Source organism: Cellulosimicrobium cellulans (assembly GCF_016921195.1).
Lineage (GTDB): Bacteria > Actinomycetota > Actinomycetes > Actinomycetales > Cellulomonadaceae > Cellulosimicrobium > Cellulosimicrobium cellulans_F.
The window spans coordinates 537,245-562,928 of sequence record NZ_JAFGYF010000001.1 but is presented as its reverse complement, the minus strand read 5'-3'; the positions used below and the strand labels follow the sequence as shown (position 1 = coordinate 562,928).

Annotated in this window: 22 protein-coding genes; 10 read left to right on the top strand and 12 right to left on the bottom strand. The window is 75.3% G+C overall.

Features of this window, described 5'->3' with window-relative positions:
- Positions 1 to 60 precede the first annotated feature (60 nt).
- From JN535_RS02415 to JN535_RS02385, 7 genes are all read left to right on the top strand, one after another.
- Entirely contained in the window at positions 61 to 1,059 is a 999-nt protein-coding gene (locus JN535_RS02415; RefSeq protein ID WP_205201657.1) for an AAA family ATPase, read from the top strand.
- Positions 1,060 to 1,091: 32 nt separating this feature from the next.
- Positions 1,092 to 1,994 (top strand): DUF58 domain-containing protein, encoded by a 903-nt coding sequence (locus JN535_RS02410; RefSeq protein ID WP_205201655.1) that lies wholly within the window; start codon positions 1,092 to 1,094, stop codon positions 1,992 to 1,994.
- Positions 1,981 to 2,484, top strand: coding sequence for a hypothetical protein (locus JN535_RS02405; protein WP_205201645.1), 504 nt, complete (start codon positions 1,981 to 1,983; stop codon positions 2,482 to 2,484). Before JN535_RS02410 ends, JN535_RS02405 begins: the two co-directional genes overlap by 14 nt.
- Entirely contained in the window at positions 2,478 to 3,572 is a 1,095-nt protein-coding gene (locus JN535_RS02400) for a vWA domain-containing protein (RefSeq protein WP_205201636.1), read from the top strand. Before JN535_RS02405 ends, JN535_RS02400 begins: the two co-directional genes overlap by 7 nt.
- Before the next feature lie 7 nt (positions 3,573 to 3,579).
- The gene (locus tag JN535_RS02395) at positions 3,580 to 4,764 is read left to right on the top strand and encodes a vWA domain-containing protein (RefSeq protein WP_205201634.1); all 1,185 of its coding nucleotides are present in this window, start codon (positions 3,580 to 3,582) and stop codon (positions 4,762 to 4,764) included.
- Positions 4,761 to 5,804, top strand: a complete 1,044-nt coding sequence (locus JN535_RS02390) for a hypothetical protein (RefSeq protein WP_205201632.1) — start codon at positions 4,761 to 4,763, stop codon at positions 5,802 to 5,804. The genes JN535_RS02395 and JN535_RS02390 overlap by 4 nt, the downstream gene beginning before the upstream one ends.
- 165 nt (positions 5,805 to 5,969) lie before the next feature.
- Positions 5,970 to 6,692: a GNAT family N-acetyltransferase gene (locus tag JN535_RS02385; RefSeq protein ID WP_205201630.1), complete on the top strand. Its 723-nt coding sequence runs from the start codon at positions 5,970 to 5,972 to the stop codon at positions 6,690 to 6,692.
- 10 nt (positions 6,693 to 6,702) lie between these two features.
- Here JN535_RS02385 and soxR read toward each other — a convergent pair whose 3' ends face one another.
- Complete coding sequence (gene soxR / locus JN535_RS02380; RefSeq protein WP_205201628.1) at positions 6,703 to 7,173, bottom strand: redox-sensitive transcriptional activator SoxR; 471 nt, start codon at positions 7,171 to 7,173, stop codon at positions 6,703 to 6,705.
- Between the two features lie 160 nt (positions 7,174 to 7,333).
- Here soxR and JN535_RS02375 point away from each other — a divergent pair, with 160 nt between their 5' ends.
- Positions 7,334 to 8,374, top strand: a complete 1,041-nt coding sequence (locus tag JN535_RS02375; RefSeq protein ID WP_205201626.1) for an alcohol dehydrogenase catalytic domain-containing protein — start codon at positions 7,334 to 7,336, stop codon at positions 8,372 to 8,374.
- Positions 8,371 to 9,861 (top strand): MFS transporter, encoded by a 1,491-nt coding sequence (locus tag JN535_RS02370; RefSeq protein ID WP_205201624.1) that lies wholly within the window; start codon positions 8,371 to 8,373, stop codon positions 9,859 to 9,861. Before JN535_RS02375 ends, JN535_RS02370 begins: the two co-directional genes overlap by 4 nt.
- A gap of 179 nt (positions 9,862 to 10,040) precedes the next feature.
- Here JN535_RS02370 and JN535_RS02365 read toward each other — a convergent pair whose 3' ends face one another.
- The 9 genes from JN535_RS02365 to JN535_RS02325 form a co-directional block, all read right to left on the bottom strand.
- Positions 10,041 to 10,877, bottom strand: coding sequence for a sirohydrochlorin chelatase (locus tag JN535_RS02365; protein ID WP_205201622.1), 837 nt, complete (start codon positions 10,875 to 10,877; stop codon positions 10,041 to 10,043).
- Positions 10,874 to 11,965, bottom strand: a complete 1,092-nt coding sequence (locus tag JN535_RS02360; RefSeq protein WP_205202985.1) for a uroporphyrinogen-III synthase — start codon at positions 11,963 to 11,965, stop codon at positions 10,874 to 10,876. Before JN535_RS02360 ends, JN535_RS02365 begins: the two co-directional genes overlap by 4 nt.
- A 125-nt stretch (positions 11,966 to 12,090) precedes the next feature.
- Complete coding sequence (cobA, locus tag JN535_RS02355) at positions 12,091 to 13,452, bottom strand: uroporphyrinogen-III C-methyltransferase (RefSeq protein WP_205201620.1); 1,362 nt, start codon at positions 13,450 to 13,452, stop codon at positions 12,091 to 12,093.
- The gene (gene nirD, locus JN535_RS02350) at positions 13,449 to 13,889 is read right to left on the bottom strand and encodes a nitrite reductase small subunit NirD (protein ID WP_205201618.1); all 441 of its coding nucleotides are present in this window, start codon (positions 13,887 to 13,889) and stop codon (positions 13,449 to 13,451) included. Before nirD ends, cobA begins: the two co-directional genes overlap by 4 nt.
- On the bottom strand, positions 13,886 to 16,609 hold the full coding sequence (gene nirB, locus JN535_RS02345) for a nitrite reductase large subunit NirB (RefSeq protein WP_307868109.1): 2,724 nt from the start codon (positions 16,607 to 16,609) through the stop codon (positions 13,886 to 13,888). Before nirB ends, nirD begins: the two co-directional genes overlap by 4 nt.
- A gap of 257 nt (positions 16,610 to 16,866) precedes the next feature.
- On the bottom strand, positions 16,867 to 18,684 hold the full coding sequence (locus JN535_RS02340) for an FAD-dependent oxidoreductase (RefSeq protein ID WP_205201616.1): 1,818 nt from the start codon (positions 18,682 to 18,684) through the stop codon (positions 16,867 to 16,869).
- Complete coding sequence (locus JN535_RS02335; RefSeq protein WP_205202981.1) at positions 18,681 to 20,864, bottom strand: molybdopterin oxidoreductase family protein; 2,184 nt, start codon at positions 20,862 to 20,864, stop codon at positions 18,681 to 18,683. Before JN535_RS02335 ends, JN535_RS02340 begins: the two co-directional genes overlap by 4 nt.
- A 110-nt stretch (positions 20,865 to 20,974) precedes the next feature.
- Entirely contained in the window at positions 20,975 to 22,456 is a 1,482-nt protein-coding gene (locus tag JN535_RS02330; RefSeq protein WP_205201613.1) for an MFS transporter, read from the bottom strand.
- Positions 22,457 to 22,622: 166 nt separating this feature from the next.
- Complete coding sequence (locus JN535_RS02325) at positions 22,623 to 23,420, bottom strand: TSUP family transporter (RefSeq protein ID WP_205201611.1); 798 nt, start codon at positions 23,418 to 23,420, stop codon at positions 22,623 to 22,625.
- A gap of 83 nt (positions 23,421 to 23,503) precedes the next feature.
- Here JN535_RS02325 and JN535_RS02320 point away from each other — a divergent pair, with 83 nt between their 5' ends.
- On the top strand, positions 23,504 to 24,259 hold the full coding sequence (locus tag JN535_RS02320; protein WP_205201602.1) for an AraC family transcriptional regulator: 756 nt from the start codon (positions 23,504 to 23,506) through the stop codon (positions 24,257 to 24,259).
- 117 nt (positions 24,260 to 24,376) lie between these two features.
- Here the strand turns inward: JN535_RS02320 and JN535_RS02315 are convergent, their stop codons facing one another.
- Together JN535_RS02315 and JN535_RS02310 are read right to left on the bottom strand one after the other, a co-directional pair.
- Positions 24,377 to 25,078: a DUF6766 family protein gene (locus JN535_RS02315; protein WP_205201600.1), complete on the bottom strand. Its 702-nt coding sequence runs from the start codon at positions 25,076 to 25,078 to the stop codon at positions 24,377 to 24,379.
- An 85-nt stretch (positions 25,079 to 25,163) separates the two neighbouring features.
- Entirely contained in the window at positions 25,164 to 25,652 is a 489-nt protein-coding gene (locus JN535_RS02310; protein ID WP_205201598.1) for a hypothetical protein, read from the bottom strand.
- Positions 25,653 to 25,684 lie beyond the last annotated feature (32 nt).

The window sequence follows — 25,684 nt, the reverse complement described above, 5'->3', positions numbered from 1 at the left end:
CCTTCCGGCCGCGCACGGGACCACACCCGCACGACCCACGCACGACCCGGAGGACGATCGATGGCCGCAGGGCACGGCAGCATCTCGACGCAGGACCTCGACCGCGCGAGCCACCTGCTCAAGCGCGTCGGCCAGGTCTTCGACCAGCGCGTCGTCGGCCAGGACGCGCTGCGCACGGCGCTCGTCAGCTCGCTCCTCGCGGGCGGCCACATCCTCCTCGAGTCCGTGCCGGGGCTCGCCAAGACGACGGCGGCGCAGACGCTCGCCGCGGCGGTCGACGGCTCGTTCCACCGCATCCAGTGCACGCCCGACCTCATGCCGAACGACATCGTCGGCACGCAGATCTTCAACTACGCGACCGGCGAGTTCACGACGCAGCTCGGCCCGGTGCACGCCAACGTCGTGCTGCTCGACGAGATCAACCGCTCGTCGGCCAAGACGCAGTCGGCGATGCTCGAGGCGATGCAGGAGAAGCAGACGTCGATCGGCGGGGAGAACTTCGCGCTGCCGGACCCGTTCATGGTGCTCGCGACGCAGAACCCCATCGAGGAGGAGGGCACGTACGTGCTCCCCGAGGCCCAGATGGACCGCTTCCTCATGAAGGAGGTGCTCACCTACCCGACGCCGCCGCAGGAGCTCGAGATCCTCCAGCGCATCGCGACCGGTCAGATGACGCAACCCCTCACGGCGCAGCCGATCTCGCTCGACGACGTGCGCTTCCTGCGCGGCCTGGTCGACGACGTGTACGTGGACGACTCCATCAAGCGCTACGTCGTCGACCTCATCAACACGACGCGGTTCTCCGGCCCGCGCCCGATCCCCGGCCTCGACCGCCACGTGCGCGTGGGCGCGTCGCCGCGTGGGGGCATCGCGCTCATGCGCGTGGGCCAGGCGCTCGCGATCCTCGCGGGCCGCGCGTACGTCATCCCGGACGACATCAAGGCGGTGCGCTACTCGGTGCTGCGGCACCGCCTCGTGCGCACGTTCGACGCGCTCGCCAACAACGTGCCGCCGGAGCAGCTCGTGGACGCGGTGTTCGACGCCGTCCCGACGCCCTGAGCGACCCCCGCACCCTCCCGAGAGAGCACCACGTGCCCGACGTCTCCCGTCTCGCCCAGGTCAGGGCCCGGCTCGACCTCCCGGTCGCGCGCCGGGCGTCCGGCCTGCTCGAGGGACGGCACCGGTCGGTCTTCAAGGGGCACGGCCAGGACTTCGACGACCTGCACCTGTACGCGCCGGGCGAGGACGTCGGGGACATCGACTGGAAGTCGTCGGCGCGCGCCGGACTGCCGATCATCCGCCGGTTCGTGCGCGAGTCGAACCTCAACCTCGTGCTCGTCGTCGACACCGGCCGCACGATGGGCGCGACCGCCCCGAGCGGCGAGACCAAGGCGGAGGTCGCGGGCTTCTGCTGCGCCCTCGTGGCCTACCTCGCGCGCGACCGGGGCGACCGGGTCGCGCTCGTCGCGGGGGACGCCGAGCGTCTTTCCCAGCTCCCGCCGCGCGCCAGCACGCGCGACCTCGAGGTGCTGCTGCGGACCGTCGAGGACCTGTGGCGGCCCGACGCGCCGCCGAGCGACCTGACGCGGCCGCTCGACCGCGCCCGCTCCGCCTTCCGGCGCCGCTCGCTGATCGTGGTCGTGACCGACGAGGCGCGACCCGCCGCCGAGCACGAGCAGCTCCTGCGGTCGCTGCGCGTGCGCCACGAGGTCATGGTCGTCCAGGTCGCGGACCTCTCCCCCGTCGGCGCGGGCGCGGGGCGGCACGCCACCGGCGACGTCGCGGACGTCGACGGGACGCTGCGCCTGCCGGCGTTCCTGCGCGGCCGGGCCGCGCTCGCCGAGTCCGCGGCCCAGGCCCTCGCCGCGCGCCGGGCCGAGGTCGCGGAGCGGCTGCGCAGCCTCCAGGTCGAGGGCGTGCTCGTCGAGGGGTCGGACGACGTGGTGCAGCGGTTCGTCGAGCTCCTGGGGAGGCAGAAGCGTGCCCGTCGATGAGCTCGTCGACCCCGTGGGCTACTCGGGGTGGTGGACCGTCCTGGGGATCGCGCTGATCCTCGCGGCGGCCGCCGTCGTGTTCCTGGTCGTCTGGCTGACGCGCGCGAGCGCGGCGGAGAAGGCCGCGCCGCCGCCCGCACCCCTGCTCCCCACCGGCCCGTACGACCCCTACGCGTCGCTGCGCGCCGAGTACGAGCGGCGGCTGGACGCCGTCGCGGAGCGGTTCCGCGCGGGCGAGCTCGACGAGCGCACGCTGCACCTCGCGCTCTCCGCCGAGATGCGGGGCTTCGCCACGGGCCGGCTGGGCCAGGACGCGTCGTCCATGACGCTCTCGGAGATCCAGCAGCTCAGCGAGGCCGGGCGCCTCACGCAGCTCATCGCGCGCTACTACCGGCCGTCGTTCGCGGACCACGACAACGACCCGGCGGCCCGCGCGACCGACGCCGAGGACTCGATCGACCGCGCGCGATCGGTGGTGCGCGGATGGTGAGGAACGCGCTCGCGACGAGCACCGCCGTCGTCCCCGGGCCGCAGGGCTCGTCGATCCTGTGGCCGTGGCTGTGGGGCGCGCTCGTCGTCGCGGTCCTCGCCGCGGGTGCGGTCGCCTGGTGGCTCGCCCGGCGGCGCCGGGCCAGCGACACCGACGAGGACGTGCTCTGGGTCGCGAACTCCGAGTACCTCGCTCGCGTGCCCGCGTTCGCGGCGTGGGTGCGGCGGTACCGCGTGCTCCAGGGCCTGACGGCGGCGGGACTGCTCGTCGCGGTCGTCGGCGCCGGGGCGGTGGCGGCGCGTCCGGTCGAGACGGACGTCGTCGTCGACCGGCTCGGCACGCGCGACATCGTGCTGTGCCTGGACGTGTCGGGCTCGATGATCGAGTACGACGGCGCGGTGCTCAAGGTGTTCCAGGAGCTCGTGGACAACTTCGAGGGCGAGCGGATCGCGCTGTCGATCTTCAACTCCTCGTCGCGCACCGTCTTTCCGCTCACCGACGACTACACGCTCGTGCAGGAGGAGCTCCAGGCCGGGATCGACGCGCTCGACAAGGACCCCTCCACGTTCGACTACACGGGCGGGTCCGACGACGCCGAGATCCTGGAGTACGCGCAGTTCACCGCGGGCACGACCGCGAACCTCTCCGGCGCGAGCCTCATCGGCGACGGGCTCGCGAGCTGCGCGCTCCAGTTCGACGCGGAGGACACCGAGCGCTCGCGCTCGATCATCCTCGCGACCGACAACTACGTCTCCGGCGAGCCGATCTACACGCTGCCCCAGGCGGCCGACCTCGTCGCGTCGCGCGACATCACGCTGCACGGGATCTTCGGCGGGTCGCAGCGCTACGAGGGCACGCCCGAGGAGACCGAGTACCGCAGCACGGTCGAGGACGGCGGCGGGCTCTACTTCCTCGCCGACGACCCGGCCGCGGTGCAGGGCATGGTGGACGACGTCGTCGCGCAGCAGGCCGTCGAGCTCGACGCGTCGCCCGAGGTGATCGTCACGGACCGGCCCGCGGGCTGGTTCCTCGTCGCGGTCCTCGGCGTCGCGCTGCTGCTCGTCGTCGCGTGGCGGGTGAAGGAGTGACGGGCCGATGAACCTCGCCGGACTGACGCTCCAGCCGCTCGTGCCCGTGTGGGCGCTCACGCTGCTCGTCCTGCCGCTGCTCGGCCTCACGGTGTGGCAGGCGGTCGTGGCCGGACGCCCCGGCCCCGACGGCGTCCCGCGCCCGGGCGCCCCGCGCGCGGCGTGGCTGCGCCGCGCCGGCGCGGTGGTGCTGCTCGGGATCATCGGGCTCGCGCCGTCGGTCGCGTCGACGGACCGCGACACGTCGGTCGCGAACGTCGACATGTTCTTCGTCGTCGACCGCACGGGCTCGATGGCGGCCGAGGACTACGGGCCCGAGGGCGGCCAGGAGCGGCTCGACGGCGTGCGGCACGACATCACGAGCCTCACCGAGGCGATCCCCGGCGCGCGCTACTCGATCATCTCGTTCGACTCGCAGGCGTCGCGCCAGCTGCCCCTGACGACCGACGCGCGCGCGATCACGTCGTGGGCGGAGACCTTCAACCGCGAGATCACGCGGTACTCGCAGGGCTCGCTCACGGACCGGCCCCTCGACGAGCTGCGGTCCGCGCTCCAGGGGTCCGCCGAGCAGCACCCCGCGAACGTGCGCCTCGTCTTCTTCCTCACCGACGGGGAGCAGACGGCGGAGGGCGAGCCGCGCTCGTTCGCCGAGCTGGCCCCGCTCGTCGACGGCGGTGCCGTGCTCGGCTACGGCACGCCCGAGGGCGGGCGCATGAAGGAGTACGACCCCGACGTGGACCCCGAGGACGCGGAGTACATCATCGACTGGTCGCAGCCGAGCGACGACGGCGAGCCCGTCGAGGCGCTGTCCGTGCTCGACGAGGAGTCGCTCACCGCGCTCGCGGACCAGCTCGGCGTGCCGTACGTGCACCGGCAGGAGCCGTCCGAGACGGCGTCGCTCGTCGCGGGCGTGGACCCGCAGCAGGTCGCGGCCGACGGACGACGCGACGTCACGGCGTACCGCCCCGTGGTCTGGCCGTTCGCGCTCGTGCTCGTCGCGCTGCTCGGCCTCGAGGCATGGTTCTGGTCGCGCTCGGCCAGCCGCTCGCTCGTGCGCCCGACGACGTCCCGGCCGCCGGCGACCGGGGGACCCGCGCGCGACCCGGGCGCACGGCAGCCGGGCGGGCAGGGCGACGGCGAGCGACCGCCGTCGGGCGCCCTCACGGCGGACGCGGTGGAGGTCCGGCGATGACCTGGACCCCTCCCCCCATGCCCCCGACGGGGCGGCGGAAGCCGCGCCCCACGGGTGTCGCCGCGCTCCGCGCCGCGCGGCTGCGCCGGCGCACCTGGTGGCTCGTCGGGACGCTGCCTCTCGTGCTCGCGCTCCTCGTCGTCGGGGTCAAGCTCACGCTCCTCGCGCCGGTCGCCGCCACGGCCAAGGACCGCTACGACGGCGGAGAGGCGACGACCGCGGCGGACTACTACGGGATCCAGCGGGTCTTCAACATCGTCGAGCCGTGGAAGGCGCACTACAACCACGGGACGGCGCTCGCCCGGTCCGAGGACTCGTGGGCGCTGTACGACGCGATCACGTCCCTCGACCGCGCGTACGACCTCGCGGAGCACGAGAGCCCCGAGGAACGCTGCATGATCCAGACGAACCTCTCGCTCGCGTACGAGATCCAGGGCGACCGAGACATGGCGTACGCGGACGGCAAGGCGGCGGAGCTCGCGCTCGTCGAGGAGGCCATCGCCGCCCGCGACGCGGGGCTGCCGTACGACGAGGAGATCCTCGACCCGTACGGCGACGGGAGCGAGGAGCCCGACCCGGAGGAGCTGCGCCAGGACGTCCAGGACTGGTACGAGTACGCCGAGCAGGAGTACGCGACCGCGGAGCAGATCCGCGGCTGGCCCGACTGCGGGGAGTCCGAGCAGACCCCCGAGCAGGAGGAGCAGGACGAGGCCGCCCGGCAGCGCCTCCAGGACAAGCAGCAGCAGGCGCAGGACTCGCAGCCGGAGAACCAGGGCGGCGGGGACACGCAGGAGGGCGACGGCTCCGAGGGCGACGAGCAGTCCGAGGCCTCGGGGGGCGAGGGGTCCGAGGGCGAGGACCAGCAGAGCCAGGCCGAGCGCGAGGAGCAGCAGCGCCAGGAGGAGCTCGAGCAGCAGGGCTCGGAGGCGCGCGAGGAGCAGGAGCGTCTCGAGCAGGAGTACCGCGACCTCTACGGCGACCAGCCCGGGACGGGCACCGACCCGGGCGACGGCAGCGGGAGCGGCACCAAGAACTGGTGACGGTCGGGGCCCTGCGCGACGCCCGCTCCACGGCGGGCAGGGCCCGCCCCGCCGGGGGCCCCGGAAGAAGGGCGCGCTCGCGTGCGTTCGCCCCGGAGGACCCGCACGGCCGGACGACCGTGACGACGCCAGGGCCCCCGGGAGACCGGGGCGAGGAGGAGCACGATGACCGCGACGACCACGCAGCGCCACGCCACCGGCGTGGACGACGCTGCTCTCGACAACCCGTCCTGGAGCGCCCTCACCGGCGCCCACGCGCACCTCGCCGAGGGCGACGACCTCGCGCGGCGCTACCCGGTCGACGTCTCGCCCATCACGGGCGTGCGCTCGTGGGACGAGCCCGGGGTCTGGGACGCCATCGCCGCGCTCGTCGGGCCGGGCGGCCGCTTCTCCGCGCCGCCCGTCGGGGTCGAGCCGCCGGAGGGCTGGACGCTCGAGGCCCGCGTGGAGGGGGTCCAGCTCGTCGAGACCGAGCGCCTGGTCACCCGTCCCGACCCGGACGCCGTCGTGCTCGGCGCGGCCGACGTGCCGCACATGCTCGCGCTCGTCGAGCGCAGCCGCCCGGGACCGTTCGAGGCCCGCACCTACCTGCTCGGGCGCTACGTCGGGTTCCGGGACGACGCCGGCCGGCTCGTCGCGATGGCGGGCGAGCGCCTGCACCCCGCCGGCTGGACGGAGATCAGCGCCGTGACGACCGACCCGGACCACCGCGGTCGTGGCCTCGCCTCCCGCCTCGTGCGCGACGTCGCGTTCCACGTGCAGGAGCGGGGCGACCGCGCGTTCCTGCACGCCGCGGCCCAGAACGTCGGCGCGATCGGTGTGTACGAGCGGCTGGGGTTCGCGCTGCGCCACCGCCCGAGCTTCGGGTCGCTGCTCGCGCCGGGCTGACTCCCGGCGCTCAGTCCTCGATCCCCTCCACGAGCAGGGTCCGCGGGCCGGGGCCCTCGTCGGCGAGCGCGTCGTGCGGGTTGACGAGCACGCACTTGCGCAGCGACAGGCACCCGCAGCCGATGCAGTCCGTCAGGTGGTCGCGCAGGCGCGTGAGCTGCTCGATGCGCGCGTCGAGGTCCGCGTGCCACCCCGCCGAGAGGCGGTGCCAGTCCTTGGCGGTGGGCGTCCGGTCGCCGGGGAGCGTCGCGAGCGCGTCGCGGATGCGGGCGAGCGGGATGCCGACGCGCTGCGACGCGCGCACGAACGCGACGCGGCGCAGGGTCTCGCGCGCGAAACGTCGCTGGTTCCCCGGGGTCCGGCGGCTCGTGATGAGCCCCTCGCGCTCGTAGAAGTGCAGCGCGGACACCGCGACGCCGCTGCGCGCGGCGAGCTGGCCGACGGTGAGCTCGTCGCTCGGGGACGGGGCGTCGTCGGGCACGCGGGCTCCTCTCGGGACGGTCGCGACGGGGACGTGCCGCGGTGGCTTGACCTCAACAATTGTTGAGGTTCGAGACTAGCAGGGCGCGCCCGGACCGGGACGCGTGCCGCCGCCCCGGCGAGGCCCCGTGCCGACGCCGACCCCGACGTGAGGAGCACCCGTGGACGCCATCCGCCTGCACGCGTTCGGACCGCCCGAGAACCTCGTCCTCGACCAGGTGCCCGACCCCGTCCCCGGGCCGGGCCAGGTGCTCGTCGCCGTCCGTGCGCACGGCGTCCACCTGCTCGACACGACCCTGCGCCGAGGCGAGGCCGCGGGCGGCCCCCTCCCGCTCCCCGCGCTCCCGACGATCCCCGGACGCGAGGTCGCCGGGGTCGTCGCCGCCGTCGGACCCTCGGTCGACGCCGCGTGGCGCGGACGCCGCGTCGCCGCCCACCTCGGCGCCACGCCCGACGGGGGTGGGTACGCGCGGCTCGCCGTCGTCCCCGTCGGCGCGCTGCACCGCATCCCCGACCACGTCACCGCACCCGACGCGATCGCCATGATCGGGACCGGCCGCACCGCCGTCGGCATCCTCGACCTCGCCGAGCTCACGGCGGCCGACACCGTGCTCGTCACCGCCGCGGGCGGCGGGCTCGGCACGCTCCTCGTGCAGAGCGCGCTCGCGGCCGGGGCGCGGGTCGTCGCGCTCGCGGGCGGCCCGGAGAAGGTCGCGCTCGTGCGCACGCTCGCCGGGGAGTCGCGCGCCGAACGGCTCGCGGTCGTCGACTACCGGACCGACGGCTGGCAGAGCGAGGCGCGGGCCGCCGTCGCGCAGCACGCCCCGGCCGGGGCGACCGTCCTGCTCGACGGCGTCGGCGGGGACGCGGGGACGGACGCCGCCGCGCTCGTCGCCCCGAACGGGCGGCTCGTGCTCTTCGGGTGGTCGTCGGGCACGCCGAACCGCGCCGGTGACGTCGACCACGACGCCGAGGACGTCATGAATTCCAGGGCGGGGACGGCCGCGCGCGACGTACGGTGGGCCGTGGGACCCCGGGCCCGACCCTGGGGAGACCTGTTCGACCTGCAGGAGCGCGCGCTCGCGCTCGCGGCGGACGGGACGTGGCACGTCGTCACGCACCAGGTACCCCTCGCGGAGGCAGCGCGCGCCCACCGCGAGCTCGAAGCGCGCGCCACCACCGGAAAGGTCGTTCTCGTATGACGGCGGACCCCCGCACCGACGCCGACGCGCCGGTGCACGGCACCCCCGACGCGCCCCACACGGGCACGCTCTCCCCCGGGACGCAGCGCACCGTCCTGTTCGGCATGGTCGCGTTCGTGTTCCTCGGCGCGTTCGAGGCGCTCGCCGTCGCCACCGCCATGCCGACCGTCGCCGTCGAGCTCGACGGCCTCACCCTCTACACGCTCGCGTTCGCCGCGTCGCTCGCGTCGAGCGTCGTGGGCATGGTCGCGTCCGGCCGCTGGAGCGACCGCGCGGGCCCGACGACGCCGCTGTGGACGGGCATCGGGCTCTTCCTCGCCGGCCTGCTGGTGGCGGGGCTCGCGCAGGACATGCTGGTCCTCGTCGCCGGCCGCGTGCTCCAGGGCGTCGGGACGGGCCTCTACATCGTCGCGCTCTACGTGCTCGTCGCGCGCGTGTTCCCCACCGACCGGCGGCCGAAGGTCTTCGCCGCGTTCGCCGCGGCGTGGGTGATCCCGTCCATCGTCGGCCCCGCCATCGCCGGGCTGGTCGTGGAGCACGTCGGCTGGCGGTGGGTCTTCCTCGCGGTCCCGGTCCTCGCCGTCCCGGCACTGATCCTCATGCGGCCCGGCATGCGCGCCGCCCGCGGCTCGGCCCCGGACGCCTCGTCCCGCGTCTCCGACGACCTCCAGTCCTCGTCGGACGACCTCCCTCCGCACGGGACCGCCGACGCCGAGTCGCCCCTCGACCGGACCGCGCGCCAGGCCTCGCTCGCCTGGGCCGTCGTGGCCGCCGTCGGGATCGGGGCGCTCAACTACGCGGGCCAGCTCCGCGGCACCGGGCTCGTGCTGCTGCTCGTCGCCGCGCTCGCGGCCGTCGCGCTCGCCGTCCCGCGACTCCTGCCTCCCGGCACGACCCGTGCCGCGCGTGGCTTGCCGAGCGTCATCGCGATCCGCGGCCTCGTCGCCGCCGCCTTCACCGGCGCCGAGGTGCTGCTCCCGCTCCTGCTCTCGCACGAGCGGGGCCTTGCGCCGTCGCTCGCGGGCGCCGTGCTGACGTTCGGCGCCGTCGGCTGGTCGACGGGGTCCTGGCTGCGCGGTCGCGCGACCTGGGGGCTCCAGCACGCCGGGTACGTGCGCCTCGGCGGGACGCTCGTCGCGCTCGGCATCGGCGGCGCGGCGCTGCTCGCGTGGACCGCCGTCCCGCCCGTCGTCGGCATGGTCGCGTGGACCCTCGCGGGGCTCGGCATGGGCATGACCCACCCGACGCTGTCGGTGCTGACGCTCGAGCTCTCGCCCGTCGCCGAGCAGGGCGCCAACTCGTCGGCGCTCCAGGTGTCCGACGCCGTCGCCGCCGCGACCGCGCTCGCCGTCACAGGCTCGCTCCTGTGGGCCCTGCACCCGACGCTCGGCCTCGCGTCGTACGTCGTCTGCTTCGGCGTCACGGTGCTGCTCGCGGCGGGCGTCGCCCTCCTGGCCCCCCGCACCCGTCCGACCCTCACGAGGTAGAGCCCCGGTCGCGTGAGAAGGAACCCGTGTCGGCCGAGGTAGAACCGTGGTCGGTCGAAGGAGAACCGCGGTCCCGCGAGATAGAACCGCGGTTCTACCTCGCGAGACCACGGTTCTCCTTCGCGGGGCCGCGGTTCCATCTCGCGAGACCAGGGGTTCTCCCTCGGCCGACCTCGGTACTACCTCGGCTGAGCGAGGGTGGCCGCGGCGGTGGCGTAGCGGTCGAGGACGATCGCGGTGAGGCGGGCGTCGGGGGCGAGCGGGGCGGTGACGACGTCGCCGCCGGCCTCGAGGACGCGGTCGTAGAAGAACCCCGGCGCGAGGAGGTAGGCCGCGACGACGACGCGCCCGCCCGGGGCGAGGTCGGCGCGGGCGGCGGCGACGGCGTCGGGCACGGAGGGCTCGGCCATGGCGCCGTAGCCGACCGTCACCGGGCCGGGCACGCGCTCGCGCAGGCCCGCGGCGAGCTCCTCGACGTCGCGGGCGGCTCCCGGGCGGCTCGAGCCGGCGGCGGCGACCACGACGGCGTCCTCCGGGCGCAGGCCGACGTCGGCGAGCCGCTCGGCGAGCAGGTCCACGAGGCGAGGGTCCGGCCCGAGGGGGGTGGACGCGGCGGCGCGACCGGTGCCGGGACCGCGGTCCTCGACCGCCGCCGCGACGTCGACGCTCACGTGGAACCCGCCGGAGAGCAGCAGCGGCACGACGACCGCGTCCCCGGGTTCCCCGGCGTCCGGCGCGGAACCGTCCGGGTCCTCCGTCGCCGCAGGAGCGACGACCGACGTCACGACGTCCGCGACCTCGGGCTGCTGCACGTCGACGAACGCCTCGCGCACGTCGAGGTCGGGCCGTGCGGCGCGGACGTCGTCGAGCAGTGCGCGGATCACGTCACGGCCGGCGAGGTCGCTCGTGCCGTGGGAGCACCCGATGAGCACGGACGCGGGCGTCGTGCGGCCCACGTCCCCCGACGATGAGTCCGACGACGCTCCCGAGGGAGAGGCCACGATCTCCGCGCTCATGCGAGCTCCAATCGGTATCCGCGCTTGACGACGGTCTTGACGAGGTCGCGCCGGCCGGTCGCCTCGCGCAGACGGGCGACGGCGACCTCGGCGGCGTGCGGGTCGCGCGAGTCGCCGGGCAGGACGTCGAGCACGTCGTCGCGCGTGACGACGTCACCGCGGCGCGCGGCGAGCAGGCGCAGCACCTCGAGGCTGCTGGGCGAGAGGGGCAGCACCTCGCCGTCGAGCACGGCGACGCGCGAGCGGATCTGGAGCACGCCCGCGACGGTCGCCAGCGCGAGGGTCTCGGCCTGCTCGTAGTGCGCGACGAGCGTGCGCACGAGCGCGCCGAGGCGCCCGCGCTCGGGCTGGAGCGGGGTGACGCCGCGGTGCTCGAGCGGCTTCGCCGTGATCGGCCCGACCGCCGCCGCGACCATCGACCCGTCCTGGAACCGCGACACGACGAGGCGGCCCACGCCGTGCTCCTCGGCGGCGCTCAGCCACGCCTCGGCACCGGGCGCGGAGGTGAACACGACGGCGTCGATCTCGCCGACGGCCGCGGCCTCGACGGACGCGCGCAGCGCCTCGGGGTCGGGCGGCGGCCCCCAGCGGTAGACGACGAGGCTCGCGACCTCGGCGCCCGCCTCGGCGAACACGACGTCGAGGCCGTCGGCCCCGGCGCCGTGGTGCTGGACGGCGATGCGCAACCCGGCGACGCCCTCGCCGAGCAGCACGTCGGCGATCTCCGCCGACGTCTCGGACTCGGCGACCCAGTCTGCCGTGAGCCCGGCGGCCTGGATCGCGCCGCGCGCCTTGGGCCCGCGCGCGACGATCCGCGCGTCGGCGAGCACCTCGAGCAGGCGGTCCGCGAGGCCGTGCGCGTCCGCGGCCTCGACCCACGACCGGAAGCCGATGCCCGTCGTGACGACGACGACGTCCGGCGGGTGCTCGACGAGGTCGCGCGTCCCCGCGAGGAGCCGCTCGTCGTCGGCGTGCGGGATCATGCTCAGCGCGGGCGCGTGGCGGACCTCGGCGCCCCGGCGCTGCAGGGCGGCGGCGAGCTCGCTCTTGCGGCGGTCGGCCGTGACGAGCACCGTGCAGCCGGCCATGACCTGACCGAGGGCGGGGCGCTCCCCGTCGGGACCGGACGCGCCGTCGACCGGTGCGTCCGAGACCGCCCCTCCGTGGGCCGACGTCGCGACGGGCGGGTCGATCTCGGTGCTGCCGGTGCCGCTCACGCGACCGTCGCCGGGTCGAGCCGTCCCTCCGCGGCGACGTCCCCCACCACGATGATGGCCGGGGCCCGGACCCCGACCTGGGCGGCACGCTCGACGACCTCGCCGAGCGAGGCCCGCGTGACGCGCTGGCGCGGCGTCGAGCCGCTCTCCACGATCGCGACGGGCAGCGCGGGGTCGGCCCCGGCGCCGAGGGCCTGGGCCGTGATGCGTGCGAGCTGCGAGACACCCATGAGGACCACCAGCGTAGCCGTGCGGTCGCGCACCCCGGCGAGCGCGGCGGCATCGAGCCCGTCGTGCCCGCTGATGACGTGGAACGCGGCGACCGTCCCCCGGTGCGTGAGCGGGATGCCCGCGAGCGCCGGCACGCTCAGCGCGCTGGACACCCCCGGCACGACGTCGACCGGCACGCCGGCCTCCCGGCACGCGACGACCTCCTCGCCGCCGCGACCATAGACGAACGGGTCGCCGCCCTTGAGCCGCACGACGCGACGACCGCGCTGCGCCTGCTCCACGAGGATCGCGTTGATCTCGTGCTGCGGCACGGGGTGGTTCCCGGGCGTCTTGCCGACGTCGATCACCTCGACCCCGGGCGCGAGCTCGTCGAGCACGTCGACGGGTCCGAGCCGGTCCGCGACGACGACGTCCGCCTCCGCGAGCACCCGGCGCCCTCGGACGGTGAGCAGGTCGACGGCGCCCGGGCCTCCGCCGACGAGCGTCACGCGCCCGAGCCCGCCGTCGGCCGGCCGGTGGCGCCGTTGGTCGGCGCCGCCGGAACGCAGGTGCTCGGCGATCGCGTCGCGGACGGCGCGGGCCCGCCGCGGGTCGGCGCCGCGCCGCTCGGCCGCGTCGTCGGCCGCTCGTCGCTCCCGAGCGCGACCGTCCGCTGACGGACGGCGTGGGGGGACGTCCGTGACGACCCCGACGAGCACGTCGCCGCTGTGGGTCGTCGCGGGCGTGCGCGCAGTGCCCTCGTGCGCCGCGCCGGCGTTGACGCACCAGGTGCGGCGCGCCGCCGCCCATGCGGCGACGTCGCGGTTGGTCCCCGAGTCGTCCGTCGCGGCGAGCACGAGCCACGCGTCCTCGACGTCCGACTCGCGGACCTCGCGCGGCGCCCAGGTGACGCGGCCGCCCGGCCCTGCACCGCCGTCGGGCTGCCGCTGGGCGGACGACGGCGCGAGGAGCGGGGCGTGGAGCGCGGCGGTGACGAGGTCGCGCAGGTCCTCGCAGATCTGGGGCGCGACGACGCGGACGTGCGCGCCGTCGTCGGCCATCGCCCGCGCGCGGCGGGCCGCGACGGGACCGCCCCCGGCCACGAGGACCGTGCGACCGGCGAGGTCCAGGCCCAGGAGCGTCGTCATGACGCACCGTCCGCGGGGGTGTCCGGGTGGGCCACGGGACGGTCCCCCACGTGGACGACGCCGTCGCGCACCTCGACGGGCCACGTCGCCAGGTCCGGGGCGAGGCCCTGGACGGGCACGTACCCGGCGGCCTCGAGGCACCGACCGGTCGCGAGGTCGAAGACCTGCTTGTACATGGGTCCGGCGACCGTGGGCACTCCCCCGCGCGTGCCGACGATGCCGCGCGACATGACGTTCGCGCCGGAGTACGGGTCGCGCTGCTGCACGACGCGCACCGTGTCGTCGGGGAGGCGGAACAGCGCGACCTGCACCCCACCGACGAGGGCGGCGGCGCCGCGCTCGACGAGGAGGTCGCGCAGGAGGCACACGCGCTCCCACCCCAGCGCGTCCGCCGTCTCCACGGAGTGCGCAACCTGCTCTGCTGACACGACGCTCATCGACGGACCTCCAGGGTCGTGCCGGCGATCACCACGGGGCCGGCGGGGACGGTGGCGAGACCCGCGGCGCGGGCCTCCTCGAGAGCGGCGCGCTCGTCGGCCGTCGCGGGCCGGATCTGGCCGCGCTCGGTGACGTACGCGAGGTCGGGGTCGGGCTCGGCGGGCGCGTTGACGAACGAGCCGAAGCGGCGCAGCTTCTCCGGGTCCTCGAGGACCGCGCGCCACTCGTCCTCGTAGTCGCCGACGTGGCGGGCCATCGCGGCGTCGAGGTCGGCGCCGATGCCGAGCGAGTCCTCGACGACCACCTCGCGGATCGCGTCCAGGCCGCCCTCGTAGTCCTCGACCCACGCGGCCGTGCGCTGGAGGCGGTCGGCCGTGCGGATGTAGTACATGAGGAAGCGGTCGACGGTCCGGACGAGCGACTCGTCGTCGAGGTCCTCGGCGAGGAGCTGGGCGTGCCGCGGCGTGAACCCGCCGTTCCCGCCGACGTAGACGTTCCAGCCCTTGTCCGTCGCGATGACGCCGACGTCCTTGCCGCGCGCCTCGGCGCACTCGCGCGCGCACCCGGAGACACCGAGCTTGAGCTTGTGCGGCGAGCGCAGGCCGCGGTACCGCAGCTCGAGCTCGACCGCCATGCCCACCGAGTCCTGCACGCCGAACCGGCACCACGTGGACCCCACGCACGACTTCACCGTGCGCAGCGACTTGCCGTAGGCGTGCCCGGACTCGAACCCGTGCTCGACCAGCCGGCGCCAGATGTGCGGGAGCTGCTCGATGCGCGCGCCGAACATGTCGATGCGCTGGCCGCCCGTGATCTTCGTGTAGAGCCCGAAGTCCTTGGCGACCTGGCCGATGACGAGCAGCCCGTCGGGCGTGATCTCGCCGCCGGGGATGCGCGGGACGACGGAGTACGTGCCGTCCTTCTGCAGGTTCGCCATGACGTGGTCGTTGGTGTCCTGGAGCGTCGCCTGCTCGCCGTCGAGGATGTGCCCGTTGCCGAGCGACGCGAGGATCGACGCGATGGTGGGCTTGCAGATGTCGCAGCCGCGCCCGGCGTCGCGGACGAGCACGGCGCCCTGCGTGTCGGTCACGGGCTCGGGCACCCTGCCGAACCGCCCGACGATCTCGCTGAACGTGTGCAGGTCCGCGACGCGCACCGCGTCGAAGAGCTGCGCGCGCGAGAGGTCGAAGTGCTCGCACAGCGCACTGGAGACCTCGACGCCGGCGCGGGCTAGCTCGGTCGTCGTGATCTTCTTGACGAGCGGCAGGCACGACCCGCAGCTCGTCCCCGCGCGCGTGCACGCCTTGACGCCCGCGAGGTCGGCGCACCCGTGCTCGGTCACCGCGCCGCGGATCGTGCCCGCGCTGACGTTGTTGCACGAGCAGACCGTGGCGTCGTCGGGGAGCTCGAGGCTCGGCGCCCCGCTCCCGGACCCCTCGGGGAGCAGGAACAGCCCCGGGTCGCCCGGGAGCTCCGTGCCCAGCATCGGCCGCAGCGACGCGTACGGCGCGGCGTCGCCGACGAACACGCCGCCCAGGAGCGTGCGCGCGTCGTCGGACAGCACGAGCTTCTTGTAGACGCCCGCGACCGGGTCGGCCCAGACGAGCTCCATGGCGCCCTCCGTGCGACCGTGCGCGTCGCCGAAGCTTGCGACGTCGACGCCCTGCAGCTTGAGCTTGGTCGCCGTGTCCGCTCCGGGGAACGTCGCCTCGCCGCCGAGCAGGCGGTCCGCGACGACCTCCGCCATCGCGTAGCCGGGCGCGACCAGGCCGATGCACCGCCCCTCGATGCACGCGACCTCGCCCACGGCCCACACGTGCTCGTCCTCGGTGCGGCACGCGAGGTCGACGACGGCGCCGCCGCGCTCCCCGATCGCGAGCCCCGCCGCGCGGGCGAGCTCGTCGCGCGGCCGCACGCCCGTCGCGACCACGACGACGTCCACGTCGAGCCGGCCGCCGTCGGCGAAGTCGAGCCGGCCCACGTGCCCGGTCCTGCGGGAGACCTTCATCTCCTTGGTCCCGGTGCTGCACCGGACCGCGATGCCCATGCCGTTGATGAGGCGCTTGAGCGCCTCGCCGCCGCCCAGGTCGATCTGGGCGTCCATCAGGTGCGTGCCGAACTGGATGACGGTCGCCTGCGCGCCGAGGGCCTTGAGCGCGCCCGCCGCCTCGAGGCCCAGGAGGCCGCCGCCGATCACCGCGCCGCGCACCGGCCGCTCCCAGCCGCCCTCGGTCGTGGCGGTCCGGCGCTTCTCCTCGACCCACCCGCGCAGCGCCGCGACGTCGTCGATCGTGCGGTAGACGAACACGCCGGGGAGGTCGTTGCCCGGGATGGGCGGCATCGCGGCGCTCGACCCCGTCGCGAGGACGAGCTCGTCGTACGCGTGCACGCGTCCGAGCCGGTCGGTGACGGTCTGCGCCTCACGGTCGATCGACGTCACCGCGCAGTCGCGGTGCAGCGTGACCAACGGGTCGTCCCACAGGGCCGGGTCGCCGAGCGTGAGCTCCTCGGCGTCGCGGGCCGAGAAGTAGCTCGTCAGCGCGACGCGGTCGTACGGCTTGCGCGGCTCCTCGGCGAAGAGCGAGACGCGCCACGCGCCGTCGGTGTCGCGCGCGCGCAGCGCCTCGACGAGCCGCTGCGCCACCATGCCGCCGCCGACGACGACGAGGTGCCGAGGCGCACCGGGCGCAGGGGCGGGATCGGTCTGAGGTCCGGTCACGGCGGGCTCCTGGTGGATCGGGGGCGGGAGGCCACCTCCCCGGCCCGCCGACCGGGTCGTCCCCGGGGCCTTCCGGGAAGGCACGATCGACGCTACGGACGGGCGGTTTCGCGACCGTGCCCCGTCCGTTGCTCCTCCGTAACGGTGTTCTCACCCGGGCGCGCACCGCCGTGTGAAGTCGGCGGTGCGGGGCGAGGTCGGCACGCAGCGCCGAGGTCGGCGGTCGCGACTGCCGATGCGAGCAGAGAGTGCCGGCCTCACGCGCCGAGCACGACGCTCGCCTGCTCCGGGTCGGCCTTCTCGAGCCAGTCGACGAGCCCGCACACGACGTCCTTGCACCCGCCGCAGCCCGTCGTGGCACGCGTGGCCCGCGCGACGTCGTCGACGCTGCGAGCGCCGTCGTGCCAGCAGCCCACGACGTCGCCCTTGGTCACGCCGTTGCACGTGCACACGGTGGTGCGGTCGGGCATGTGGGTGGGGGACGACGCCGGTGCCGGCGCTTGCGCGACCGGGCGGAGCAGCAGGTGGGCCGGGTCGGCGGGCACGGGGACCCGCCGTGCGTAGGTCGCCGTGAGGTCGGCGCCCACGTCGGGCGCGCCGACGCACGTCGCGCCGACGAGCAGGCCGTCCGCGACGACCACCTCGACGTGCCGGCCCGCCGCGGGGTCGCTCAGCGTCACGGAGCGGTGCGCGGGATCGGGCGTCCGCCGCTCGCCGCACACGCCCATCGTCACGATCTCCAACCCCGCCGCCTTGACGCGCACGACGTCGGTCCCAGCCCTCGGGTGCTCGTCCACACCGAGGTTCCCGTGCACGGCAGGGCGCGGACGACCCGTGGACCCGGGACCGCCAGGATGGGCGGCGACCCGGGAGAGGCCCCGTGTCGACGGCGCGGGCGGCTCCCCGAGCGGGCGCGCGACGACGTTCATGGCGAGGCGCAGCGCCATGCTCGGCCGGTCGGCGTCGACCCCCAGGCGGACCCGTGGGCGCCCCGATGCCGCCCCGTGCGCAGCGTCCGGGTTCCCCGCGCCGCCCCGGTCGTTCGAGCTCGCGAACCGCTCCGCGAGGTGGTCCGCGAGCCGTCGCGACTGGTCCCAGCCCTGCGCGATCAGCCCGGTGCCGCCCTCGGGCGGCTGTGCGCAGTCCCCGATCGCGAACACGCTCGGGTCGTCGGGGCTCGCCAGATCGTGCCCGACGACGACGCCCCGGTCGACCGCGAGGCCCGCCGCGCGCGCGAGCCCCGCCTCGGGCACGGTGCCGCACGCGAGCACGAGCAGGTCGGCCTCGAGGTCGACGAGCCGCGTCGCGTCGTCCCCCGCTCCCCCGGCACCACCACCCGGGCGGGCCGCCGACCGCCCGGCGGGACCCCCGCCGTCGGGCACGCGGAGCGTCACGCCGCGCACGGAGCCCGACTCCACGACGACGCGCTCGGTGCGCGCGCGGGTCCAGGTCCGCACGCCGAGCCCCGCGAGGCTCCGCGCGACGACACCGCCCGCGGCGCGGTCGAGCTGGCGATCCATGACGCTCCCGCCCCCGTGCACGAGGCTCACGGCGACGCCGCGGCGCGCGAGCCCGCACGCGACCTCGAGCCCGAGCACGCCCGCCCCGACGACCACGGCGTGCCGGGCGTTGACCGACGCCGCGACGATCTCGCGCGCGTCGTCGAGCGTGCGCAGCGCGTGCGCGCCGCGGGGAAGGCCGCCCGGGAGGTCGGTCAGACCCGGCAGGTCGGGGATCCGTGCGCCGGCGCCCGTGGCGAGCACGACGACGTCGTACGGGTACGCGCCCTCCCCCGTGACGACGCGGCGCGCGGCACGGTCGATCGCGATGGCCTCCGTGCCGCGCCGGACGGTGACGCGGGCGTCGTCCGCACCGGGCAGCCCGATCGCCGCGACGTCGACCTTGCCCGCCACGACCTCGCTGAGCAGCACGCGGTTGTACGGCTCGTACTCCTCGGCACCCAGCACGGTGACCTCGACGGCCGTCGTCCCCGCGGAGGTGCCGCACCGCGCCACGAGGTCGCTCGCGAACCGCGACCCGACCATGCCGTTGCCGACCACGACCACGCGCGTCATGCGCCCACCTCCTGGGTTGCGCGTGCGGGCCGCACGTCCACGGCGCACACCTTGAACTCGGGCATGCCCGAGATGGGGTCGGTCGCGTCGGTCGTGACGCGGTTGACGCTGCCCTCCCCGCTCCAGTGGAAGGGCATGAAGACGGTGTCCGGCCGGATCCGGTCGGTCCAGCGCGCGACGGCCTCGATCTCGCCGCGGCGCGTCGTGAGGCGGGCGCGGTCGCCGTCGCCGACCCCGAGCCGCAGGCCGAGGACCGGGTGCAGCTCGACGAACGGCTCCGGCACGAGGCGGTCGAGCTCCGGCACGCGACGCGTCTGCGCGCCCGACTGGTAGTGCTGCAGCACGCGCCCGGTCACGAGGTAGAGCGGGGCGTCGGCGCGCACGTCGTCGCTCGGTCCGGCGTGGTCGACCGCGACCATCCGCGCGCGCCCGTCCGGTGTCGCGAACCGGTCGAGGAACATCCGCGGCGTCCCCGGGTGGTGCGCGCCGGCCCGCCTCGCGTCCGGCGCGCCCGCCGGGACGGGCCAGAACAGCCCCGGGCCGCCGTCGTCCTCGTCCGCGTCGAGGCGCGCGTGGCTCAGGCCCGAGTAGTCGGCCACGCCGCCCACGGAGGCGCGTGCGAGCTCGTCGAAGACGACCGCGGGGTCGGTCGGGAAGGAGACGTCCGAGCCCAGGCGTCGTGCGAGCTCCGCGAGGATCCACAGCTCCGAGCGCGCCTCGCCGGGCGCGTCGACCGCGCGACGGCGGCGGACCACCCGCCCCTCGAGCGACGTCATCGTGCCCTCCTCCTCCGCCCACTGCGTCACGGGCAGGACGACGTCCGCGAGGAGCGCCGTCTCCGACGGCACGAGGTCGCACACCACGAGCAGGTCGAGGGCGCGCAGGTTCGCGGCGACCTGGTCCGCGTCCGGCGCGCTCACCACGACGTTCGACCCGTGCACGAGCAGCGCGCGCGGGCGCCCGTCCTCCGCGTAGGTGGTGCCCGCACCGCCCGGTCCTGGCCGGGCGCCGAGCGAGCGCAGCAGCGTCACGGCCGGCATCCCCCGGCCCGGGATCGTCGACGGGTCCACGCCCCAGACGCCCGCGACGTGCGCCCGAGCGGCCGGGTCCTCGATCGAGCGGTAGCCCGGGAGCTGGTCGGCCTTCTGGCCGTGCTCACGCCCGCCCTGCCCGTTCCCCTGGCCGGTGATCGCGCCGTACCCCGACCCCGCGCGGCCGGGCAGACCAAGCGCGAGCGCGAGGTTGATCGCCGCCGTCACCGTCGCGGTGCCCTGCGACGACTGCTCGACGCCGCGCCCCGTGAGCACGTACGCGCCCGCGCCGCCGCGCGCGGGCGACGCCGCGGCGAGCAGCCGGGCCACGTACCGCAGCCGGTCGGCCGGGACGCCGCAGACCGTCTCCGCGCGCTCGGGCCACCACGCCATGACGGAGCGCCGGACGTCGTCGAACTCCGACGTGCGCGCGGCGAGGTACTCCGCGTCCGCGAGCCCCTCCGTGACCACGACGTGCAGCAGCGCGAGCAGCACCACCAGGTCCGTGCCGGGCACGGGCTGGAGGTGGACGCCCTGGTCGCCCACGCCGACGACGTCCCCCGGCTCGCCCGTGAGCGCCGCCGTCGCGCTGCGGCGCGGGTCCACGACGACGAGCCCGCCGCGTGAGCGCACGCCCGCGAGGTGCTGGACCGACGGCGGCATGGTCTCGGCGAGGTTGGAGCCGAGCAGGACCACGGCGTCCGCGCCGCCGAGGTCCGCGAGCGGGAACGGCAGCCCGCGGTCCGCGCCGAACGCCCGGTTCGCCCCCGCGGCGGCCGACGCCATGCAGAAGCGCCCGTTGTAGTCGATGTTCGCGGTCCGCAGCACCGTGCGCGCGAACTTGCCGAGCGCGTACGCCTTCTCGTTCGTCAGGCCACCGCCGCCGAAGACCGCGACCGCGTCCCGGCCGTGCTCGGCCTGCACGCGCGCGATCCCGGCCGCCACGACGTCCAGCGCCTCGTCCCACGACGCCGGGTGCAGCTCGCCGTCGCTCCCGCGCAGCAGGGGGGTCGTGATCCGGTCCGCCGCGCGGAGGACCGTCGCGCTCGTCCAGCCCTTCTGGCACAGACCGCCGCGGTTGGTCGGGAAGTCGCGCGGGGCGACCTCGACCGGGAGCGCGCGCCCCGGGGCGGAGGGCGTCAGGGTCATGCCGCACTGCAGCGCGCAGTACGGGCAGTGCGAGTCCGCGGTGCGCGCGGGCGCCCTGCCGGGGCCCACGGAGGCCTCCGGCGCGGCGGTCGCGGACGTGGTCGCCACGCTCAGATCCCCGCCGACGCGAGCGCCGACCCCTTGCGCAGGTACACGGCCCAGGCGACGACCGCCATGACCGCGTACATCCCGATGAACACCCACAGGGCCGGGACGAGCGAGCCGGCGAGGCTGGTGGACGCCGCGAACCCGCGCGGGATGAGGAAGCCCCCGAACGCGCCGATCGCGCCGGCGATCCCGATGCACCCGGCCGCGGCCTTGCGGGCGCGGGCCCGGGCCTCGTCGAGCGTCGCCGCGTCGACCGCCGTCGGCCCGTCGAGCGCGCCGCCCGGGACGGCGCTCGCCTGGAAGACGGCCGGGATCATCCGATACGTCGAGCCGTTGCCGATGCCCGTCGCGACGAACAGGACGAGGAACGACGCGAAGAACAGGCCGAAGCTGTGCGACCGGAGCGCCTGGATCGCGCCGAACGCCCCGAGCGCCATGACGCCGTACGAGGCGATGGTGACGCGCGTGCCGCCCACCCGGTCCGCGATGACGCCGCCGAGCGGGCGCGTGACCGAGCCGACGAGCGCGCCGAGGAACGCGATCGAGAGCGTCACCTCGGGGAACTGGCCCTTGAGCAGCATGGGGAACGCCCCGGCGTACCCGATGAACGACCCGAACGTCCCGATGTAGAGGAACGAGATGATCCACGTGTGCTTGTTCCGCGTCGCGGCGGCGAACGACTTCGGGTCCGCCTTCGCGGTGGACAGGTTGTCCATGAACCGCCACGCGAGGAACGCCGCGAGCAGGATGAACGGGATCATCATGAGACCCGCGCGCTCGAGCGCGACGCCCGCCCCGGCCACGATGACGAGCGGCACCGCGAGCTGCACGACCGCCGTCCCGAGGTTGCCGCCCGCGGCGTTGAGGCCCAGCGCCTTGCCCTTCTCCCGCTCCGGGTAGAAGAACGAGATGTTCGCCATCGACGACGCGAAGTTGCCGCCGCCGAAGCCCGCGAGCGCCGCGACCGCGAGCATGACGCCGAACGGCGTCCCCGGGTCCTGCACGACGACGGCGAGCGCCGCCGTCGGGAGCAGGAGCAGGAGCGCGGAGACCACGGTCCAGTTGCGGCCGCCGAACAGCGGTACCGCGAACGTGTACGGGATGCGCAGCGTCGCGCCGACCAGGCTCGGCACGGCGATGAGCCAGAACTGCTGGTCGACCGTCAGGGCGAACCCCGCCGCGGGGAGCTGCGGGACGACGATCGACCACAGCGCCCAGACCGCGAAGCCCAGGAATTCCGCGAACACCGAGATCCACAGGTTGCGCGCCGCGACCCTGCGGCCGCCGTCGCGCCAGAACGTCGGGTCCTCCGGGTCCCAGCGGTCGATCCATCGCCCGGACCGGTGGTGCGGCCCGGTGGTGGCGGGCGCAGCGGTCGGCCGGACGACGGCCCCAGGCGGGGAGGTCGCGACGGTCGTGGTGCCCGAGGGGTGCTCTGCGGACTGCTCACCCTCGTGGCTGGTAGGGCTCGTGGGCGCGGACATGGCGGCTCCTTCAGCAGGTCCCGGTCAGTGACCAGGACGCTAGGAACGCCGTGTTTCCCCCGCGCGCGACCGCCGTTAAGCCCGTGTGAGGGTTTCCGCACACGGACCGCCGGGCCGTTGTGAGCGCGCGCGGGCACCTCCGACGGGCACGGTTCCCCGGCGCGGACTAGACGTCGGCAAGAGCGACGGTCGCACCGGCGGCGACGAGCAGCAGCAGGTAGCCCGTGGCGTGGGCTCCGTCGGGGATCCGGGGTGGTCGGCGGCGTAGCAGGACCACGACGGGTGTCGCTCCCGCCAGCAGGGCCAGGGCTGCCGCGACGTCGACGCTTCCCACGAGCCCCGGGGCTGCTGGCGCGTGTCCCCGCGCGATGAGCATGACGAGGAGTGCGGGGGCGGCGATCGCGAGCGTGAGCGGGTTGGCAAGAGTCGTCGCGGTACGCATCGTCGCACCGGCCCTGCGCAGGAGCGGCACCGTCACGACGCTCCCCCCGACCCCGAGGAATGCCGCGATGCCACCGACCGGCAACCCCCACCAGGATCGCCCGCCGATCGCGTCTCCGCTCCGTGGGTCTCGAGACCGGGAACGACGGAAGAAGCCGGGCCGGACGAGCAGGTCGACGACGGTGAGCGCGAGGTAGGCGACGAAGCCCCAGCGAAGGAGCTCGCCCGGTGCCAGGCGTCCGGCGAGGGCGCCCGCGGCTCCGCCCGCCGCCAGGAGCGCGAGCAGCGGGGCCCGATCGGCGAGCCGGGCGAGCTCGCGACGGTCCGACGCAGCGGTGGCCACCGCGGCGTTGACGACCATGACGAGTGCGGAGGTCGCGGTCGCCACGCCGAGCGCGGCCTGACCGAGGCCGGCGTCGGCGAGTGCGACGACAGGAACGGTGACGAACCCGCCGCCGAAGCCGAAGAGGACTGTGGTCACACCGACGCCGACCCCGACGAGGATGAGGACGAGATGCTCCATACCCCCATCTCAGGGTGTGCGACGTTGGCAGACGATCGATTCCCTGCCTGATCTCTTCGCGGATCCGCCACTAGGGTGAGGGTGTGCGGAACGTCGCCCTCGCCGATCTCGACCACCTTCGAGTCGACGTGCTGCCGATCGGCACCGACTACCCGCCCGACACGCTGCTGGAGCGCCACGAGCACCGCCGGGCGCAGGTGCTCTACGGCGCGCAGGGCGTGATGCTCGTCGAGACGGACGACGGGTCGTGGACCGTCCCGACGGACCGCGCGGTGCTCATCCCCCCGGCCACGCCGCACGCAGTGCGGATGCTCGAGGTGACCACGTGGAGCCTGTACATCGAGCCGGACGCCGTCCCCTGGTGGCCCACGACGTGCACGGTCGTCGAGGTGGGACCGCTCCTGCGCGAGCTGTTGCATGCGGCGAACGACCTCGAGGCCGAGTACGACGCCGACGGGCGCGACGGCCTCGTCGTCCGTCTGGCGCTGCACGAGCTGCGTCGTGTGTCGCCGGTACCGCTCTCGGTGACGCTCCCGCACGCCGGGCCCTTGCGCGAGCTGTGCACCGCCTACCTCGCGGACCCGGACGTCGGGGTGACCAACGCCGACTGGGCCCGCGCGGCCGCCCTCAGCGAGCGAACGCTCGACCGCGCGTTCCGCGCCGCGACCGGATCGAGCCCAGCGGCGTGGCGCGCTCGCGCGCGCCTCCTGGCGAGCCTGCCGCTCCTGCGGCGCTCGACCGTGACCCAGGTCGCCGCGAGGCTCGGCTACGCGACCCCCGCCGCGTACACGGCAGCGTTCACCCGCACGTTCGGAAGACCGCCGTCGCGCTTCCGCTGAACGGGCGGGCAGGTTCTCCTGCATGGACCGAGGTGGCGCCCGGACCCCGCCGAGCGCCCAGCACCGCTTCGGCGTTGTGGACCTCCGTACCGGGCCGGCCTGTGAGTGCCACCGCGGTCAGCCCTCCACGCCGGTCGCCTCGTGCGACGAGCCGACGGGCTTCGACTCGGGCGACCCCCGCTCGCGCAGGTAGATCGCGAGCACGACCATGCTCAGGACCGCCAGCATCTCGGACTGCCAGTTCTGGAACGTCCGGCTCCAGAAGTCGGGCATCGAGAGGTACTCGGTCCACGGCACCGGGTCCTGGAGCTCGCGCAGCTGCTCCTCGCTGAACGCGACGGCGCCCGCCGCCGACTGCGCCGCCCAGGAGCCGAGGAAGATCGCGCCCATGACGAGCGAGAGGGAGCGCGAGTAGACCGCCAGCCGCCAGCCCCCGGCCCGCGCCCAGGCCGGGGAGTCGGTCGTCGCATGCTCGCCCACCTTCTGGTCCTCGTCGGACTCGCGGCCGGCCGCCTCGATCTTCTTGGACTCGGGCGAGCCGCGCTGCACGAACCACACCGTCGCGGTGATGAAGAGCAGGAACTGGAGGTACTCGGACTGCCAGTTCTCGGTGACGTCGACCCAGAACGCCGAGGACAGCACGTACTGGCCGAACGTCACCGGGTCGAGCCCGGCCGCGCGCTGGTCCGTGTTGAAGACCGCGACCCCGCTCACCGCCTGCGCGACGAGCGACGCGAGGAACACGGCGGCGAAGAAGAGGCTCAACGAGCTCGCGCGGAGGCCGCCGAGGATGCCTCCCCTCCCGGAACCGGCGCTCATCGGTGCGCCGCCGCGAGCACGAACGTCACGGCGAGGCCCGCGCAGACGAGCACGAGCGTGGCCCAGAACATCAGCCGCGGGACCCTCATGCCTCCACCTCGCAGTCGTAGGGGCGGTCCTCGCGCGGCGTGCAGCCGGCTGCGGTGACGATCCAGCCGTCACCCGACACGGCGAGGAAGACGGTGTCGGTCGTCGTCAGGACCTGTGCCTGCCGGCCGGCCACGTGGACGTCCTCGACGACGAGGTCGTCACCGGCCGCGGCGAGCGCGGCGAGCGGACCGTCCGGAGCGCTGACCACGTCCGCGCACGGCTCGCCCTCGTCCGTGGCGAGCGCGTCCGCGGCGTCGGGCAGGATCAGGGCGCACGCCGCGTCGCCGTCGCCCGCGGCGAGCGCGCCCGCGAGGTCCTCGACGACGTCCCGCGCCTCCGCCGAGCCAGGCCCGGCGCACGCGGCGAGCCCGAGCGCGGCGAGCCCGACGAGCGCGCCGGTGGCGACCCCCGTTCGAGCCCGACGCCCGCCATCGGGCCCGGCTCCCGCCGTCGACCGGACCTCCCCGCCCCGAGCGCTGCGCACGTGACCTCCCTCGAACGACACCGATGAAGTTC